13 protein-coding genes are annotated in these 15,256 nt (G+C 35.8%); 10 read left to right on the top strand and 3 right to left on the bottom strand.

Annotated elements, in window-relative coordinates:
- Positions 1 to 89 precede the first annotated feature (89 nt).
- Entirely contained in the window at positions 90 to 551 is a 462-nt protein-coding gene (locus H1P_RS12405; protein ID WP_144867498.1) for a hypothetical protein, read from the top strand.
- A 185-nt stretch (positions 552 to 736) separates the two neighbouring features.
- Here the strand turns inward: H1P_RS12405 and H1P_RS12400 are convergent, their stop codons facing one another.
- Positions 737 to 979 carry a hypothetical protein gene (locus tag H1P_RS12400; RefSeq protein ID WP_144867496.1) on the bottom strand — a complete coding sequence of 81 codons (243 nt, stop codon included), beginning with the start codon at positions 977 to 979 and terminating at the stop codon, positions 737 to 739.
- 129 nt (positions 980 to 1,108) lie between these two features.
- Between H1P_RS12400 and H1P_RS12395 the strand changes: the two genes are divergently transcribed.
- From H1P_RS12395 to H1P_RS12360, 8 genes are all read left to right on the top strand, one after another.
- Entirely contained in the window at positions 1,109 to 1,297 is a 189-nt protein-coding gene (locus H1P_RS12395; RefSeq protein ID WP_144867494.1) for a hypothetical protein, read from the top strand.
- 111 nt (positions 1,298 to 1,408) lie between these two features.
- Positions 1,409 to 2,521, top strand: coding sequence for a tyrosine-type recombinase/integrase (locus tag H1P_RS12390; RefSeq protein WP_144867492.1), 1,113 nt, complete (start codon positions 1,409 to 1,411; stop codon positions 2,519 to 2,521).
- A gap of 1 nt (position 2,522) precedes the next feature.
- Positions 2,523 to 3,971, top strand: coding sequence for a tyrosine-type recombinase/integrase (locus tag H1P_RS12385; RefSeq protein WP_144867490.1), 1,449 nt, complete (start codon positions 2,523 to 2,525; stop codon positions 3,969 to 3,971).
- Between the two features lie 7 nt (positions 3,972 to 3,978).
- Positions 3,979 to 6,003, top strand: a complete 2,025-nt coding sequence (locus H1P_RS12380) for a tyrosine-type recombinase/integrase (protein ID WP_144867488.1) — start codon at positions 3,979 to 3,981, stop codon at positions 6,001 to 6,003.
- Complete coding sequence (locus H1P_RS12375) at positions 5,996 to 6,850, top strand: DUF6262 family protein (protein WP_144867486.1); 855 nt, start codon at positions 5,996 to 5,998, stop codon at positions 6,848 to 6,850. Before H1P_RS12380 ends, H1P_RS12375 begins: the two co-directional genes overlap by 8 nt.
- The gene (gene dnaB, locus H1P_RS12370; protein WP_144867484.1) at positions 6,843 to 8,159 is read left to right on the top strand and encodes a replicative DNA helicase; all 1,317 of its coding nucleotides are present in this window, start codon (positions 6,843 to 6,845) and stop codon (positions 8,157 to 8,159) included. Before H1P_RS12375 ends, dnaB begins: the two co-directional genes overlap by 8 nt.
- Before the next feature lie 197 nt (positions 8,160 to 8,356).
- The gene (locus H1P_RS12365; protein ID WP_222427036.1) at positions 8,357 to 8,533 is read left to right on the top strand and encodes a hypothetical protein; all 177 of its coding nucleotides are present in this window, start codon (positions 8,357 to 8,359) and stop codon (positions 8,531 to 8,533) included.
- A 213-nt stretch (positions 8,534 to 8,746) separates the two neighbouring features.
- Positions 8,747 to 9,565, top strand: coding sequence for a hypothetical protein (locus H1P_RS12360; RefSeq protein WP_144867482.1), 819 nt, complete (start codon positions 8,747 to 8,749; stop codon positions 9,563 to 9,565).
- 201 nt (positions 9,566 to 9,766) lie between these two features.
- Here the strand turns inward: H1P_RS12360 and H1P_RS12355 are convergent, their stop codons facing one another.
- The gene (locus tag H1P_RS12355) at positions 9,767 to 12,211 is read right to left on the bottom strand and encodes a dynamin family protein (protein ID WP_144867480.1); all 2,445 of its coding nucleotides are present in this window, start codon (positions 12,209 to 12,211) and stop codon (positions 9,767 to 9,769) included.
- A gap of 133 nt (positions 12,212 to 12,344) precedes the next feature.
- Here H1P_RS12355 and H1P_RS12350 point away from each other — a divergent pair, with 133 nt between their 5' ends.
- On the top strand, positions 12,345 to 13,571 hold the full coding sequence (locus tag H1P_RS12350) for a molybdopterin molybdotransferase MoeA (RefSeq protein WP_144867478.1): 1,227 nt from the start codon (positions 12,345 to 12,347) through the stop codon (positions 13,569 to 13,571).
- A 528-nt stretch (positions 13,572 to 14,099) separates the two neighbouring features.
- Here H1P_RS12350 and H1P_RS12345 read toward each other — a convergent pair.
- Positions 14,100 to 15,256: phytase (locus H1P_RS12345; RefSeq protein WP_144867476.1), on the bottom strand; the 1,157-nt coding region annotated here is incomplete at its 5' end.

The following is a 15,256-nucleotide window of genomic DNA, read 5'->3' as shown; positions in this document are numbered from 1 at the left end:
TATACTGGAAGAACGCTAGTCCTAAAGCTCAACAGCCTTATTCAGTATATGCCAGATAACCATAGAGGACATAGTGAATATAATCCAAAATGGAAGAAGAAAAACTATTACTTATTTATGATTCACCTTCTGGAGAATCAATCAAAAATCCTGATGTAAAAACAATAGAAAATCTTATACTCCATGAAAGTGAAGATTATTGGTGTAGTGGTGCTGCTCAAGGAGGATTATCTTGGTTTAAAGATGAACGTGAATGGATATCTCTTTTAGAGATAGTATTTGAACCAAGTCAAGGATTTTGGCTTAAATACACAGATAGTGATGTTATCTGTGTTTCTTTGGGTTCAGGAGATTATAAACATGAAAATGCTGTCACAGCATACATAGGAGGAGAACCGTTACTTTTACCCACCAAATGGTTTGTAAAGCCACAAGAGGCTTGGTTTGCAGTTGAAGAATTTTGTCAAACTGGTGGGATGACAATAAAGATTAATTGGGGAAGACAAGGAGAGCAGAATTGGGATTATGGAGAACCAGAGGGATGGCTGTAAATTAACTAATAAATTCAAATAACAGGAACATTAGCCACAACATTGTTAGGCTATTGCGCACAAGTCAATTGCTTCAATTCTCTAATTTTTTTGGGCATAAATTATTTTTATTTATTGCCTATTAGTGAATCGAGTTTGTAGTTCTTTTGCGATCCTGCTCAATTCAAATTTTTTGATGCAACTTTTTAAGCAGAGAGTAAATTTTTCTCAATTAATTTTTGTGCGATCGCACTTCTTAAAAATTCATTCCTTTCTTCGGCAGGTAATGACATCCAAGCTTCATACTGACTTTTAGGAATACGAACAGAAACAGCTTTAGGCGCACTTCCTTCTGGCGCAATTTTAGGAATCTTTTTTAATCCAATTGTATTAGGATTTGGATTTCTTCTCTTTTTGACTTTTTTTTCTTCTTTTGTCGTTGTTGACATCGTTAAATATGATATGATAACTTTATCTAACTAAGGAAAGAACAGTTTGACCGCCGATCTTCCTTAGCAGATAAATAAAGTTCGAGCCAAAACTGGCTTGATATCACCGTAAACAACAAAATTTAGACGATGAATAACCATATTATACATCAATCCGATATAGACGTAATCGCCTTAGAAAGCAAACATCAAGAAGATTACGAGAGAACACAACAAGAACAAGAATTCACCGAGAATTATCAAGACGAGCCTCGCACTACCTTTGAAGACGGTAAATACGATGGAGAGTTAAACCTCGAACCAGAACCCTACCAATAGTTTGAGACTTATAACAACAAAATAATTATATTATTTAATTTAGAAAAAACAACAACAACTGTACCAATTTATGTGGTAAAGTAATTCTACCTTAAATTACACGAAGTAGAAGTGATTACGATAGAAAGAGCAATTGACCCTCAAACAGAGGAAAGATTTAGTTGCGTATTCGATACAGAAACCTTTCTGCCAGTAGAACCGATACAACGCTACTTAAACTACTGTCGCAAAAGACAATTAGCTGCTAATACAGTTGTGACCTACGCCTGTCGGCTATTAGACTTTTGGCACTGGTTAGAATACAAATCCCTTAATTGGCAGGATGTTGGCTTAAATGAATTAGCTGATTTTGTTAACTGGTATCTTCTGGGTGGAGAAGTAGAAGTCATTTCAGAAGAGGTTAGAGAAGTAGTATCCAAACGCAGTCCACGCACTGTCAATCAAGCAGTTACAGCCATTCAAGGAATGTATGAGTTCCACGCTGTAGAAGGTAGAATTGATGAAAAGAAATTTACTAAACTAGCTCACGGATGGGGCAAACGGGGTGGTTTCTTAAGAGGGATTGTCAAAAGTAGTCCAGAACGGCGGAAGCGAATCAAAGTTAAAGAACCAAAAGTTTTTCCTGGTTGCCTGACAGACGAACAAGTAGTTCAGTTGGCTAATGCTTGTTACACCTATCGCGACAGATTAATAGTGATGCTGTTACGAGAAACAGGAGTGAGGCGAGGGGAACTCTTAGGACTACATTTAGTTGATGTTGCAGACTTTGATAGTAGAGGGCGAATTAGAATTGTTCGACGGGATGATAATCCCAATAATGCTACTGCCAAAGGCACAGAACGAGAAATTCCTATTTTACATAACCGTGAAGAGATACAGGAAACATTTCAAGCTTACCTATTAGAAGAATATCCACCCGAAGCAGAACAACAAGGACATGGAATGCTGTTTGTCAATTTAGATAGTAAATATACAGGTAAACCTATGACCAGTGCGCGATTAAATGACTTGTTTTACCAGTTAAGAGATAGAACGGGTATTAAAGCTCATCCCCATTTATTCAGACACACATTTGCCACTCGTATGTTGCAAGCAGGTTATATGGACGAATATGTACAGCAACTATTAGGTCATAAATCCATCGCCACAACCAAAGATATTTACTCTCATGTACTGGATGAGATGAGTTTAGATGCATATTTAGCAAAGGAAGAAGAAGAATAGAATGTTACCCATTGAAGCGTTACAAGAAAAAATTAGGCAATCGGAATTAGGTCAAGAATGGATTAACAACCCTTTATTAGATAGAGATATTTGGTCACTTGAAGAATTGGGTTATGCAGCAGAAGAATTAAAAATCAAATCAAAACGTAATATTATTTTCAAACATTTTTCATTACCTTGGTTAAAGTTGTTAACTAAATCAACAGTTTTGGCTATGGTCAAAAGCAAATTTAGTTTAGACACGGTTGTGCATAAAGTTTGCTATTTAAAACAATTGAATGAATTTTTAGTTACCGAAGGATATTTTCAGCCAGAGTTATTAGATGAATCAATTTTACAAAAATTTGTCACTACTGGTAGTAAGGGAGTTAGAAGTCATAGACTATCGACCATAGCTTATGTTACAAGGCTATGGAGGGAAGAGCAATGGCTTATGCTATCTTACACACCTCTTAAATATAAACAAGAAACACCCAAGGTAGAGGTAGTTCCAGAAGAAGTATTACATCAAGTTTATGAAAACTTTGACCTATTTCCACAACCATTAGAGCGATTGTTTAGGCTACAGCTTGCCTTGGGAGTTCGTATCGGGGAAATGTTGAGAATGCCTCGTCAATGTCTTAAAAAAGAAGGCAAACAATGGTTTTTACTCAGATGGCTAGAAAAGCGTAAGCATTGGCGATTTTCTCAGATTCATCCTGCTGTGGCTGAATTAGTAAAAGAACAGCAAAAATTTTTAGATAAACAATTTGGTTCTAATTCTGATTTTGATAAATTGTTTTGTAAAACTTCTAATATAAATGATGGTACGAAGAAAAGTAAAAGATTTGAAAAAGAGCCAATTTATTTACCAGAATTACTTTCTTATGGTTCAATTTCTGCTTGGTTACGTGAATTTAGTGAAAAAACGAGTTTAAAGGATAAACAAGGTAACAAATTTCATCTTACTAGCCATAAATTACGTAGAACCAAAGCTAGTATTATGGCTTATTGCGAAGCAGAAGATGAATATATCGCTGCGGTACTAGGACATGGTTCGTTAGATATGTTACCGCACTATCGCAAGCGTTCTTTGGAAAGGTTAGAGAAAGAAGTTAATGCCAAAGGCTATGTCGATATGTATGGTCGTGTAACTAGCTTTAAACCAAGAAAACGTAGATATGAAAAACTAGCTGAACTGCTTAAAGTAAGTACACCATTGGGTGAATGTCATCGTCCTACAATGTTAGGAGATTGCCAGTATCGCTACGCTTGTATAAGTTGCGACCATCATCGAGTGACATTAGAAGATAAACCAAAATTAAAAACAGACATTCAGCGTTTGCAGCAAGATTTAAGAGAAGCAGAAACAGTAGGGCAAGAGCGAAGAATAACAGAAATAAAACGCTTATTAGTATTATTAAAGACCAGATTACAAGGATTAAAAAAACTAGAAAATTTACGAGAATAAAACAATAATGAGTAATCGTAAACGCAAACATTATCCTATTTCAATTCATCCTACCTTACAAGGACAATTAGAGGTGGATTGGGAAAAAGAATACAATAATGAATTTAAATGTCCATATTGCCAAACCGAAAAAATTTCAAATTTTTATTATCAAAAAAGTGCTATTTGTAAAATACAAATTCGTTGTAAAACTTGTAAAAAAACTACTGGTTTGAGCCAACAGTTGCTAAAAAAATATTTGCCAGTTTCAAATCATCAAACTTTAAAAGGTATTCTTAAAATAAATTGGAATCGTGAATATCATCAAGAATATAATTGTCCTTGCTGCAATCAGGGTAAGTTGACAAAATATCATTATTGTGAAACTTCAGTTTCTAAATTAAACTTACAATGCAATTATTGTAATAAATACACGAATCTCACTTGTCCTGTTCCAATTTATATCTGTAATTACCTCCCTAACTTAGAATGTCCTAATTCTCTTTGTAATGAGATTGGAAATGATGGTCAAAAAGGATGGATCTACAAAGTAGCTAATGACAGGTGCAAATGTCTTTTTTGTCAAATTAAGTTTAATCCTAATTCAAGAGAATCGCAAAGCTGGATGAGTAATCAAATAGAAAATAAATTACGTCCATTTTGCTTTGATGAAGATACCTGGTGTTTACGACATTTTTATGAAAACTCTCGAAACGAAACACTTAACTTTCAATCCATCAATCCATATTGGTATCGACAAGAAGTAAAAAAATATTTGTATTATCTATTAGAGACAAAACTATTTTCTCGTACTTCAAAATTAGTAACAGTAACTACAACTTTAAGACAGCTTGGAGAATCAATTTCTGCATTTGCCTTAAAAAACAAATTTGAGTTCAATCGAAATATAGTCTTTCAATTTTTAGATAATTGCCAAAATAACAAAAATCCTACTATTAACGGTAAATTAGCTATACTAAGAGATTTTTTGGAATGGCTAAACTTAGAAACACTATGTTTAATTCGTAATCGTGATTTCTTGAAAACAAATAAAAATGATGCTGATTGGTTAGATGAAGTAGCTCGTGAAGGTATCAAGCAGTATCTCGATAAAATACCTGCCCCTATTGCTCGTCATTATATAGTTCAAGTTTATATTGCTGCAAGACCAGGGGATGTTTGTCAATTACATTTTGATTGTTTGGTCGAAGAAAATGGCAAGTGGTACGTCAAGTTTTTTCAACATAAAACTCAGCGATGGCATAAAATATTTGTCAGTCGAAAGATCAGAAAAGTAATAGAAGAACAACAACAGTGGATTGGAAAAGTATTTGATGAAGATTATTCTTATTTATTTTGCCATTTTCGTACAATCAAGCAAGCATCATATCCAACTTTCCCAAATATTAGATCTTTACCTCAGCCTCCTATCTCAGCTGCTGATAGGAATCCAATGGTTCGTATCATTCGGATGCTTATAGAGAAAGAAAATATCCTAGACTCTAACGGACAAAAACCACATTTTACAGGAAAAATAACTCGCTCTAGTCGTTTACAAGAGGTTCGGACTAAATATGGAATGGAAGCTGCACAATTATATGCAGACCATAAAAGTAGCACTACTACCTTTCAAAATTACGCACCACCTACTAGAGAACAAATAGCAGAAGTAGATTTACCTTTTCAGAAGCTACTACTAAATCCCGACAATAAGTTTCTACCCTGGCAATCTCTACCAGAAAGCTTACTTAAAAATCCTAAAGCTCACGAATTAGATTTAGAGATAGCACCTCGGTTAGTAGTTTACGGTCACTGCGCTTTAAATCCTAAAACTCCATGTCCTGTTAACCTTTTTCCTAAATGTTATGGCTGTTCCAGTTTTCGTCCCAGTACAGGCAAATTACCTCTCTATGAACGTCAGTATCAAGGGGAACAACAAAGATTAACTGAAGCGGAAAAAGTAGGTGCAGAATTAGCACAAGAAGAAGCTAAAGCAACAATGACAGCTATGGATAAATGGCTACCTGAGTTGAGGAGATTAGCTAATGGTTGATAGAGAGAAACAGGCTGAAGTTCTCCGTCGCACTCAAGCCAAGAGGAAAGAACAGAAGAAGGAACAGGTATTAAAAGCTATTGCTGAAATTCAGAAGCAAAAAAAGCCTCTTACTTTCAAAAATATCGCTACTGTTGCTGGTTGTTCTATTTCTTATCTCTACAAGTGGGATGAGATTAAAGCTTACATTCACGAACTTCAACAAAAGAAAGAAACAACTCTTAACTCCCTAGAAGAAGATAGTAAACATCGACCTCATAGTCTCAAAACCTTACATCAAGTAGCCAAAGATAAAATTCGTAAACTAGAAGCTGAAATTAAAGAACTAAAACATCAAAATGAAATTCTCAGAGGTCATGTAGCTGAAATCTATGAAATCAGAGATGAAAACGAAAGACTGCGAACTCAATTAAGAGAATTAACCAGTCCCAATCCCTCTAGTAAAGTAGTTTCTATTACCACACCAATTAAAGAAAAAAAAGCTTCTTCTACTCCAACGGTAACTAACAATGAGACAGAAGAATCAGTAATTGATTCTATTAAAGCTCTCGGTATCAAAGTTAGTAAAAAGTTAAAAGCAGAAATAGCTAATAGAGATCTAGAAAAAGTCAAATTATCTATCGAAGCATTTAAGCAATATCGGGATAATCATGATGTTAAAAGCCAAGAGGCTTGTTTGCTATCAATGATTTGTGATGAAGCTGAACCTAATACTGAGAGTAAAACCCAAGTAAGTATTAAACCTCAAGAGAAAATTATCACAGCTAAAAATAAATCTCCCAAGAAATTAGTTGACCCCGACAAACTCAAGAAACTAAGCAATATTTTTAATAAGAAGAATGACTGATAACGATACATTTTTAGGCAACATTGAAGCAGAAGAAGCCATATTAGGGGGAATCTTATTAGACCCTCAAGCTATTAGCATCGTCGCAGATATGCTACCAGTAGAAGCCTTTTGTCTTCAAGCTCATCAGCGAATATATCAAACAGCATTAGAGTTATATCAGAAAGATAAACCTACTGATTTAATGGCAGTTTCGACTTGGCTTGCTGACCATAAATTACTAGATGAAGTAGGAGGGACAACCAAGTTAGGTCAATTAGTTAATCGTACTGTATCAGCAGTAAACATTGACCGTTATGCTTTAATTATTCTCAATAAATATCAGCGTCGTCAATTAGTTCGAGTAGGTCATGAAATAGTTGAGTTAGGCTATGACACTACTACAGAGATAGAAACTATTTTTGATACTTCTGAAGAGAAGATATTTAACCTCACCACTAATAAACAGGATAAGTTTCAACCTAAACTAATTAGTGACTGTTTGGCTAGTGTTTTTAATAAGATAGAACAGGGTTCGTCTCCTGCTTACCCCACTGGTTTAACTGATTTAGATTCTCTTATTGGTGGATTAATCAAACAAGATTTAATTGTAGTGGCTGGTCGTCCAAGCATGGGTAAATCTTGGTTTGCCTGTTATCTAGCTGACTACATTGCCAAGAATGAAAATAAGCCAGTAGTCTTCTTCTCTGCTGAGATGAGCCAGGAGCAGTTAACGAAAAGATTCCTCTCGATGCACACAGGTATTGATTCACAGCGATTGATGCACAATCAAATCTATGAAGATGAGTACGATTCTTTGGTTGAAGGTTTGGGTAATTTAGCAGAACTACCAATCATCATTGATGATACTCCTGCCAGCGAATTAACCCCGACGAGAATGCGCTCTGTACTGCGTCGAATTCAGTCAGAAAGGGGAGAATTAGGCTTAGTTGTACTAGATTACATTCAAAAGCTAGGAGATAGGGCTGCGGGAAACCGAGCGCAAACAATCGGCAAATATTCGGGAGCTTGTAAGGATATTGCCAAAACCTTTAATGCTCCCTTTGTCGTCTTGGCTCAAATTAATCGTGGAGTAGAAGGACAGAGTAATAAACGTCCTTCTATGGCTGATATCAAAGATTCAGGAGATATCGAGCAAGATATGGATTTAGGTTTACTGCTTTATCGAGATGAATATTACAAGTCAGATACTGATGATAAAGGCATTATGGAGATTATCGTTGGTAAAAATCGCAATGGTGCTACTGGTACTTGTAAGGTGATGTTTGACCCTAGTATTGGGAATTTCAACAGCTTAAACACTGAGTAGAAATCTTAATTTAATACTGAGAATGAAAGCTAAATCTTTAACCAAGATATAACGAAAAATCCTATCAGCAAACCAATAAGAGTTCCTATCATTATTTCCAATCTAGATATTCTTTTCTCCAGAGATTCTATTTTAATATTATGAATAGATTCACTGACTAAAGGTTTTTTATCTGATATTAATTTATCAGTTTTTTCTTGAGCAGTCGAGAAAAGTTAGTAATTGACTGGAAGAAACGCCAGCAAACCAGAGCTAGTGTTGAAGTAGCAATTAAGGATATGTTGGATAGATTACCTCAGTCTTATTCTGATGAAATGTATGAACTGAAGTGTGATGAAGTTTATCAGCATATCTATGATTCTTATGCGGGATGAGAAAAATTAAGAAAATCTAAAAAAGAGCGTTTTTCTTCTTACTTTGTGTAGGTTAAAATCAAAAAGCTATACTCAACAAGCATTCCACATCGTAGAATCAATATAATAGCCCTAAATATAGAAAAGGCTACTTAGCTGGTATTACCGTCAGATTTAACGAATTATTTTCCGCATAAACCTTTACAACCACCTCAAAAAATGGGTGGTATTATCATGACTAAAAAATATTTGCTCGACCCCTTCAACGCTGTATATCAAGATAATAACCTTCTCAGCGATCGCCCCAAAATCAAAGAACTAGACCAATACGCCAGAGACTTAGAAAGCCAAATAGAAGGAGACTTTAACTTAGAGTATCTCACCTTTGAGTTTGCCTACAACCAACTGGGATTCGTTCGTAACGGTTTGCTACTGGCTAAAATTAAATTTCTCAAACTTTATCAAAACTACGGCGACGGTACATTTGCTTCTTTTTGTAAATTCCAACTAAAAAAACAACGCTGGCAAATCAACGATACCATTCGCGCTGCACGAGTAGTATTGGAACTAATGTATGCTGGGTTTGAAATTTTACCGACTAATATCTCTCAAGCTGTAACTCAAGCTCAACTAGCAGGAGAAGATTTAAGTCTCACCTGGCGCAATATCATTACGACTCTTCCTCCAGATAGAATAACTGCCAAAACTATTAGTAATGTTGTCAATCCTTCAACAGAATCCGAGAAAGAAGTAGTAGCTCTTAAAGTTCCAACAGAAGTGAACCAACAAATCGAAACAGAAGCTTTCTCCAGAAATTTATCAGTTGTGGAGTTTTTGAAGCTGATTTTAGAATTTTTCTTAGAAAGTGAAAATTCACACCTTTCGCAACCTGTAGTTAATAAAGAAGAATACAAAGAAAAAGAAAGGATTTGGCAGGAAGATTTAATCAAACTATGTAAACAAGGAGATTATCTTTCATCATTCATCCGATCAACAGATAATGCAGGCACAGCAGGAGTACCCAATAAAGTATCTTTTGTTAAAAAATTTTAATGAATAATGAATATTGAACTAGAACAAAAGCCTTGGAATGCAGGTAAATTAGAGCAATCTTACGATCGGAAAACATGGTAAAAAATCATAGATTCTTTAATAGAAGATTTTGAAGATTTCACTGGATTTCCTTTTTAGCAAAGTAAAGTAATGATGTACGATCTTCAATATTTTCTTATTTCCTAATCTTTGCTTTGACTGCTATAACTGCTTACTGTTCACTGATATAAGCTGTTCTGCGATCTGTAAATAGTTGTTGGTTTTTTCAATATAGGATGTGGTTTCTGGCACTAAACAATATAAAATTTTAACCACTTTAGTGCGTTGTTCTAACGATAATTCTCTAGTTTTTTGTGCTTGTTTAATATTTTTGAGATAACTACCCAAATAATCATCTAGGTTAGTAAAGAAAGAATCTACTTGTTGCTGGATATCTTCTTCTAAATAGTTGAGTAGCTTTTGTTTGATCTCTTCAATGAGTTTATCGTTAGAGAAATTAATTTGCTTAACCAATTCATAAACTGAGATGCTATAGTAATTTTCTCTTTTATAAGGTTTTTGCTGTAGCTCTTGGCTGTAAAAAGGAACTATTCCAAACCAATAATACCAGGCTCTTTTTTTAACAACACATTCTTCATAACCACTCTCTACTAAGCGAGTTTTCTTTTTAATTAAATGCTCTTCCGATGGTAGCTCTTCTTCAGGGGTAATTGTGGGTGATGGTAGTTCTAAATTAATGGCAAAGGATTTCTTTAATCTTATCTGAGCGCGTTCAATTACAGGTTGAGTCTCTTTTTCTAAAAATTCTTTTAAATCCTTATTAGTGGTTATTATTTCTGTTTCAATCTTTTGTCTTGTTAATAGCAATAATTTTTCTAATCTTTGTTTGGCGCATAATAATGCTTCTTGATTAAATTTTTCGGCTTCTTTTCCTGTAGAAAAATTAATTATTCCTGTAGTTTTTGGTTCTAAATTAGATTTAATATTTTTAGATAAAAATTGTGGTAACAAATTAAAATCACCAATATTGGTTAGTAATAATTCTCTAGTTTTAATATCGGCTTTTTTGATTAAGTCTCCTTTTTCGTATTCTTGTTCTGCAAAATAATTTTCAAGATTAACTTTAGCTTGCTGTTTAAGATCGGTAATAATTTGCTCTAAATTATTTTTTAATTTAGCTTTAATATATTCTACTTGCTTAAGATGATTACGACAGGTTTCTAAGTAAGCTAAATCTGATTCTAAAGACTGAATTTCTTGTTTTAATTTAGCTTTACTTTCAGTCATTGCTTTTCCTCGAAGATTAATATCATCTCGTAGCTCTAAAAGACGATGACGACTAAGATTCAAAGCAGCTATTAAAGAACGAGGCGCAGCACTTTCTAATAATTTTGTGATCGCTTGTTCTAAAAAGGGAGCAAAACCAGATTTTTTCCACAGTTTACGCGCTTTTTTAGTTAAAATTTTCAGGTTAATATCTTCTATTTCTTCGTCCCAATCAATACCAAAAACTTCTTGAGCTAAGGTTTCTAAAGAGTTAAGTTCTAAAAGTTGGGCTTGAGGTTTTTGTTTAATTTCTAATAAAAATTGAGTTGCTGCAAAGGCTCTAATAGCAGAAACTTCAAATATTCGTTGCTCGATATTTTTTGATTCTAAATTTAAATCGGCAATTACAAAATCTTTGACTTGTTCGCTGGTAATATCCCCTCTACGCCTTTGATCTATTTTATTAACTATGACATAAAGATTATCTTGACCAATTAAATCTAAAACAGGCTTAACTTGCTCTTTAATTGATTCTGCTGCTTCATTATTTAGTTGAGTGTAATCTAGCACCAGCAAAATAATAGAACTACGACGTAATTGCTCTTCAACTACACCAGTTAGCTGTGAATTTACTCCTGCTTCATTAGGCCCAGGTGTATCTACAATTACTAATTCTCCAAAATTTTTAACCTGTTCTACTCCAGCTAATCCTAAAAAGGGAGTAGAAATTTGAGGGATTGTAGTTAATTCTGCTAAAGGCTCAGCTAAAGGTTCAACTACGCTATAAAGACGAATAATCTGATTTAAAAGATTTAGAGTTTCTTGAATTGCTGTTTGACCTTGAGTTTCTTTCTTAAAAGGTACATCAGGAGAATCTTTGATTTCAGTTAGTAAATAAATTAAATGAGGATAACGAGCTAATGATTGTTGTAAAGATTCGATTCCTGAACTGGCAATTTTTTGATTAATTTGTTGATAAATACGCTGAAAAACTTCAATTGTTTCAGCTTGTAAATAAAGTACGGGTTCAGTCAAGTTAGCACTGAAGACAATTTCTGTAGGTATAGTTGTCATTGCAGTGGCACAACTGGGCAATAATTCTTGACCAGCAATAGCATTAATAATGGTTGATTTTCCTGCTTTCATGGGGGCGATAATTGCCATTCTTAACTGCAAATCGGCAATATTGTCACTTACGTTAGAAAATTGTTGCTGAAATTGATTGTATTTTGGGTTAGCATTACCATCAACAAGACTCACCTTGGTATTTTCGATGAGGGTGCTAATATTTCCTAACAATTCAATAACTTCTCGTTGTATACTGTCCAATTTGGCTGACTTGTCGTCAGTTGGGACTTCTTTTTTTAGATTATCAACCATTTAGCAGACTGGGTTAAACTTTGTAACACGAGTCTGGCACAGGTAAAATGGGGATCACATCAGTAAAAACTCAGAAGTATAGGAGTCAGTGGTAGGGGCAAGGCAATGCTTTGCACCTACAGCAGTCATTAAAATGTTACCAGCCAAAGAAGCAGAAACCATTATTCTCGATCTAGTTCAACCTCTGAATTCGCAGCAGGATGCGGAAATTGTAAGTTTAGAAGATGCTACAGAACGTATTCTAGCAAAAGCGATCGCAAGTGAGGTAGACTTTCCTTATTGGGATAACTCGGCAATGGATGGTTATGCAGTACATTATCAAGATGTTGCTGATTGCACCCCAGACAATCCTGTAACCTTAGAAATAGTAGAAGAGATTCCTGCGGGTTATCCTCCGCAAAAAACCATCGAGTCAGGACAAACAGCGCGTATCTTTACTGGTGCAATGCTACCTTCAGGCGCAGATACCATTGTCATTCAAGAAAACACCCAACGCGAAGACAATAGGGTAAAAATTTTCGCCTCTCCTGAAGCCAAGCAATTTGTCAGATATCAAGGCTCTTACTATCAAGCAGGAAATCCCATGCTGCGATCGGGTATTGTATTACAAGCATCGGATATTGCTGTTCTCGCTACAGCACAATGTACTGAACTAACTGTTTATCGTCGTCCTCAAGTTGCTATTCTCTCTACTGGTGATGAATTGGTTACTCCTGATACCCCATTACAACCAGGGCAAATTGTTGATTCTAATCAGTATGCTTTAGCTAGTTTTGTCAAGCAAAATGGTGGTATTCCCCTTTGTTATGGCATCATTCCCGACAAACCAGAAGCCTTGAAAAATGCTATTGAGCAAGCTGTTAATCAAGCTGATATTGTGCTTTCTACTGGTGGGGTTTCCGTTGGAGATTATGACTATGTAGATCGTATTCTCGCCGAGTTAGGGGGAAATATTCATATTCGGAGTGTAGCTGTTAAACCAGGAAAACCTCTTACCGTTGCCACTTTTGATAATACCTGTTTGTATTTCGGTATCCCAGGAAATCCCGTATCTGCTTTAGTTAGTTGTTGGCGTTTTGTTTTACCAGCCTTAAAAAAGCTCTCAGGAATAACTGACAACGTAACACCTACTTTTGTTAAAGCAACCACTCAAAACCCATTGAAAGCTGGAGGCAAAAGAGAAACCTATCTCTGGGGAACACTAGAAGTTATTGATGGTGAATATCAATTCTCTATCACTGGCGGTAGCCATCAGTCTGCTAATTTAATTAACTTAGCACAAACTAACGGTTTAGCAGTTGTTCCTATGGGAGAAACGAGCATTGAAGCAGGAACAGAAGTAATGGTGATGCAAGTTTAGGAATGATTGGTTTTTTAACCACTTTTAGCAGTTGTCTTTGGGAGTTTTATTTGCCAAGTCGATATCTGGATGAAGGCGATATGTGTAAGTTCTGCTTCCCATAAAATTATTTATTCCAACAGAATTTGTCAACTTGTTAGAAAAGCTATGGATTGCAAAATTTTCGCCTCATCGAGCCTTTAATTTTGCTTAGGGGTGGCTGTCTCCCAACGCCAACGCCTTGGGCGCGACTACGAAGTAGTCTTAAATCGCCCTCGCTTTATGGCGTGGGACTTATCCACCCCCGAACCCCCTTAGTTAAATCAGTTAATTTTGTTAACAAGCCTATTTATCAAATGCTTTTGCCTACCTTAGCAAGTACAATCTTGCCGATAAATCAGCTTAAACTCAGCTTGCTTGCCATTAGCTATAAGCTATAAGCTTGAATCGCATAGTGGAGGAGTTGACCTCCATGCGCGCCCTATTCCACTTAAAGAAGTGGAGGAGTTGAACCTGGCGATAGGCTTGGAGCTTAAAGCTGTTAGCTGCTTAAACTGTGTTCAAATCATTAATTTCGCTATTGCCTAAATTACTTAAGTCGGAGTCTAAACTATTAAAGCCTTCAAGAGTATTCGTGTCAGCAATATCCCCTAATTCAGAACTCTGAGTGAGATTATTGGGTAAATTATCCACTGCATATTCAACGATTAAGCGAGGTGGATTATTACCTTCAGCAGAATCAAAATCAACACCGTTGTTATTAGTGGGTAAAATAGCCCACCCAAAATTACTGTCTGGGTTCTCTTGCCATGTTTGGAGACTATCCGTAACATCAACTGATAACACCCCCGTCGCCACTGAACCTGTTACAGCATCAGGAGTACTTACTGCTTCAAGATCATTAGCTTGGACACCATTATCAAAACTGCTATAAGTATCCGTATCATCAAAGTCTTGCAGTAGACGATGAAATTCGATGTTGCTACCTGGATTGGATACATCTAATTCTAGTTCGGCAGAAATAATTTCTGCCCCCTGAGCAATTTGTTCTGGTTGATTGCCAAAGATTGATTCAAAACGTAGTATAGTTTGAACCTCTCCACCATCATCACGAGCATCAACATTGAGGGTATCAGCATTAGAGTTGTCGGCATTAGGAGAAGCTTCTTGTAAAAAGGTATCTACTGTACCTATATATCCATTAACTCCTTGCTCAAAGGTCGCCTGCATGGTTGTAGGATCGGGATCGGGGTCAGGATCGGGGTCAATAGGTTGAGGATTACGAGGATCGAACTCGTCAGTACCCAATTGAATGAAGTCTACTCCATTTTCGAGATCTTGCAAACTGACAAATTTTAAGTTGGTAGTGTCATTCTCGTTGTCACCATCTTGCGCTACTAATAAACCCTCGGAAAATTGACCTCCTAAATCACGACCAATAATATCGATTCCATCGGTATTTTGAGTGCCATCAATACCGTTACCATCGTCAATGGTAAAACTACCTAAAATGTCATTATTACCCTCTCGGTCATAAACAGCGTAGCTATCGCTTCCCTGACTAGAAGCAAGCAAATAACCTTCGCCATTATCACGATAATACATCGTTAGTCCTTCGATATCATCTTCTAATTCGCCTGAGCCACCATCAACGCTATCAACAATTGTTGCTTCATTGCTACCATTTACCTCTGCGTCATATTTGA

Origin of the sequence: Hyella patelloides LEGE 07179 (genome assembly GCF_900659865.1) — a bacterium.
Taxonomy (GTDB): Bacteria; Cyanobacteriota; Cyanobacteriia; order Cyanobacteriales; family Xenococcaceae; genus Hyella; species Hyella patelloides.
Note: the sequence above shows the minus strand (reverse complement) of the source record. Positions and strands in the feature narration are given on the sequence as shown.

Excerpts from the sequence above, each read along its gene's own strand:
- H1P_RS12405 (WP_144867498.1), top strand. The coding sequence starts at position 90 with ATGGAAGAAGAAAAACTATTACTTATTTATGATTCACCTTCTGGAGAA.
- H1P_RS12400 (WP_144867496.1), bottom strand. The coding sequence starts at position 979 with ATGTCAACAACGACAAAAGAAGAAAAAAAAGTCAAAAAGAGAAGAAAT.
- H1P_RS12395 (WP_144867494.1), top strand. The coding sequence starts at position 1,109 with ATGAATAACCATATTATACATCAATCCGATATAGACGTAATCGCCTTA.
- H1P_RS12385 (WP_144867490.1), top strand. The coding sequence starts at position 2,523 with ATGTTACCCATTGAAGCGTTACAAGAAAAAATTAGGCAATCGGAATTA.
- H1P_RS12380 (WP_144867488.1), top strand. The coding sequence starts at position 3,979 with ATGAGTAATCGTAAACGCAAACATTATCCTATTTCAATTCATCCTACC.
- H1P_RS12375 (WP_144867486.1), top strand. The coding sequence starts at position 5,996 with ATGGTTGATAGAGAGAAACAGGCTGAAGTTCTCCGTCGCACTCAAGCC.
- dnaB (WP_144867484.1), top strand. The coding sequence starts at position 6,843 with ATGACTGATAACGATACATTTTTAGGCAACATTGAAGCAGAAGAAGCC.
- H1P_RS12360 (WP_144867482.1), top strand. The coding sequence starts at position 8,747 with ATGACTAAAAAATATTTGCTCGACCCCTTCAACGCTGTATATCAAGAT.
- H1P_RS12355 (WP_144867480.1), bottom strand. The coding sequence starts at position 12,211 with ATGGTTGATAATCTAAAAAAAGAAGTCCCAACTGACGACAAGTCAGCC.
- H1P_RS12350 (WP_144867478.1), top strand. The coding sequence starts at position 12,345 with ATGTTACCAGCCAAAGAAGCAGAAACCATTATTCTCGATCTAGTTCAA.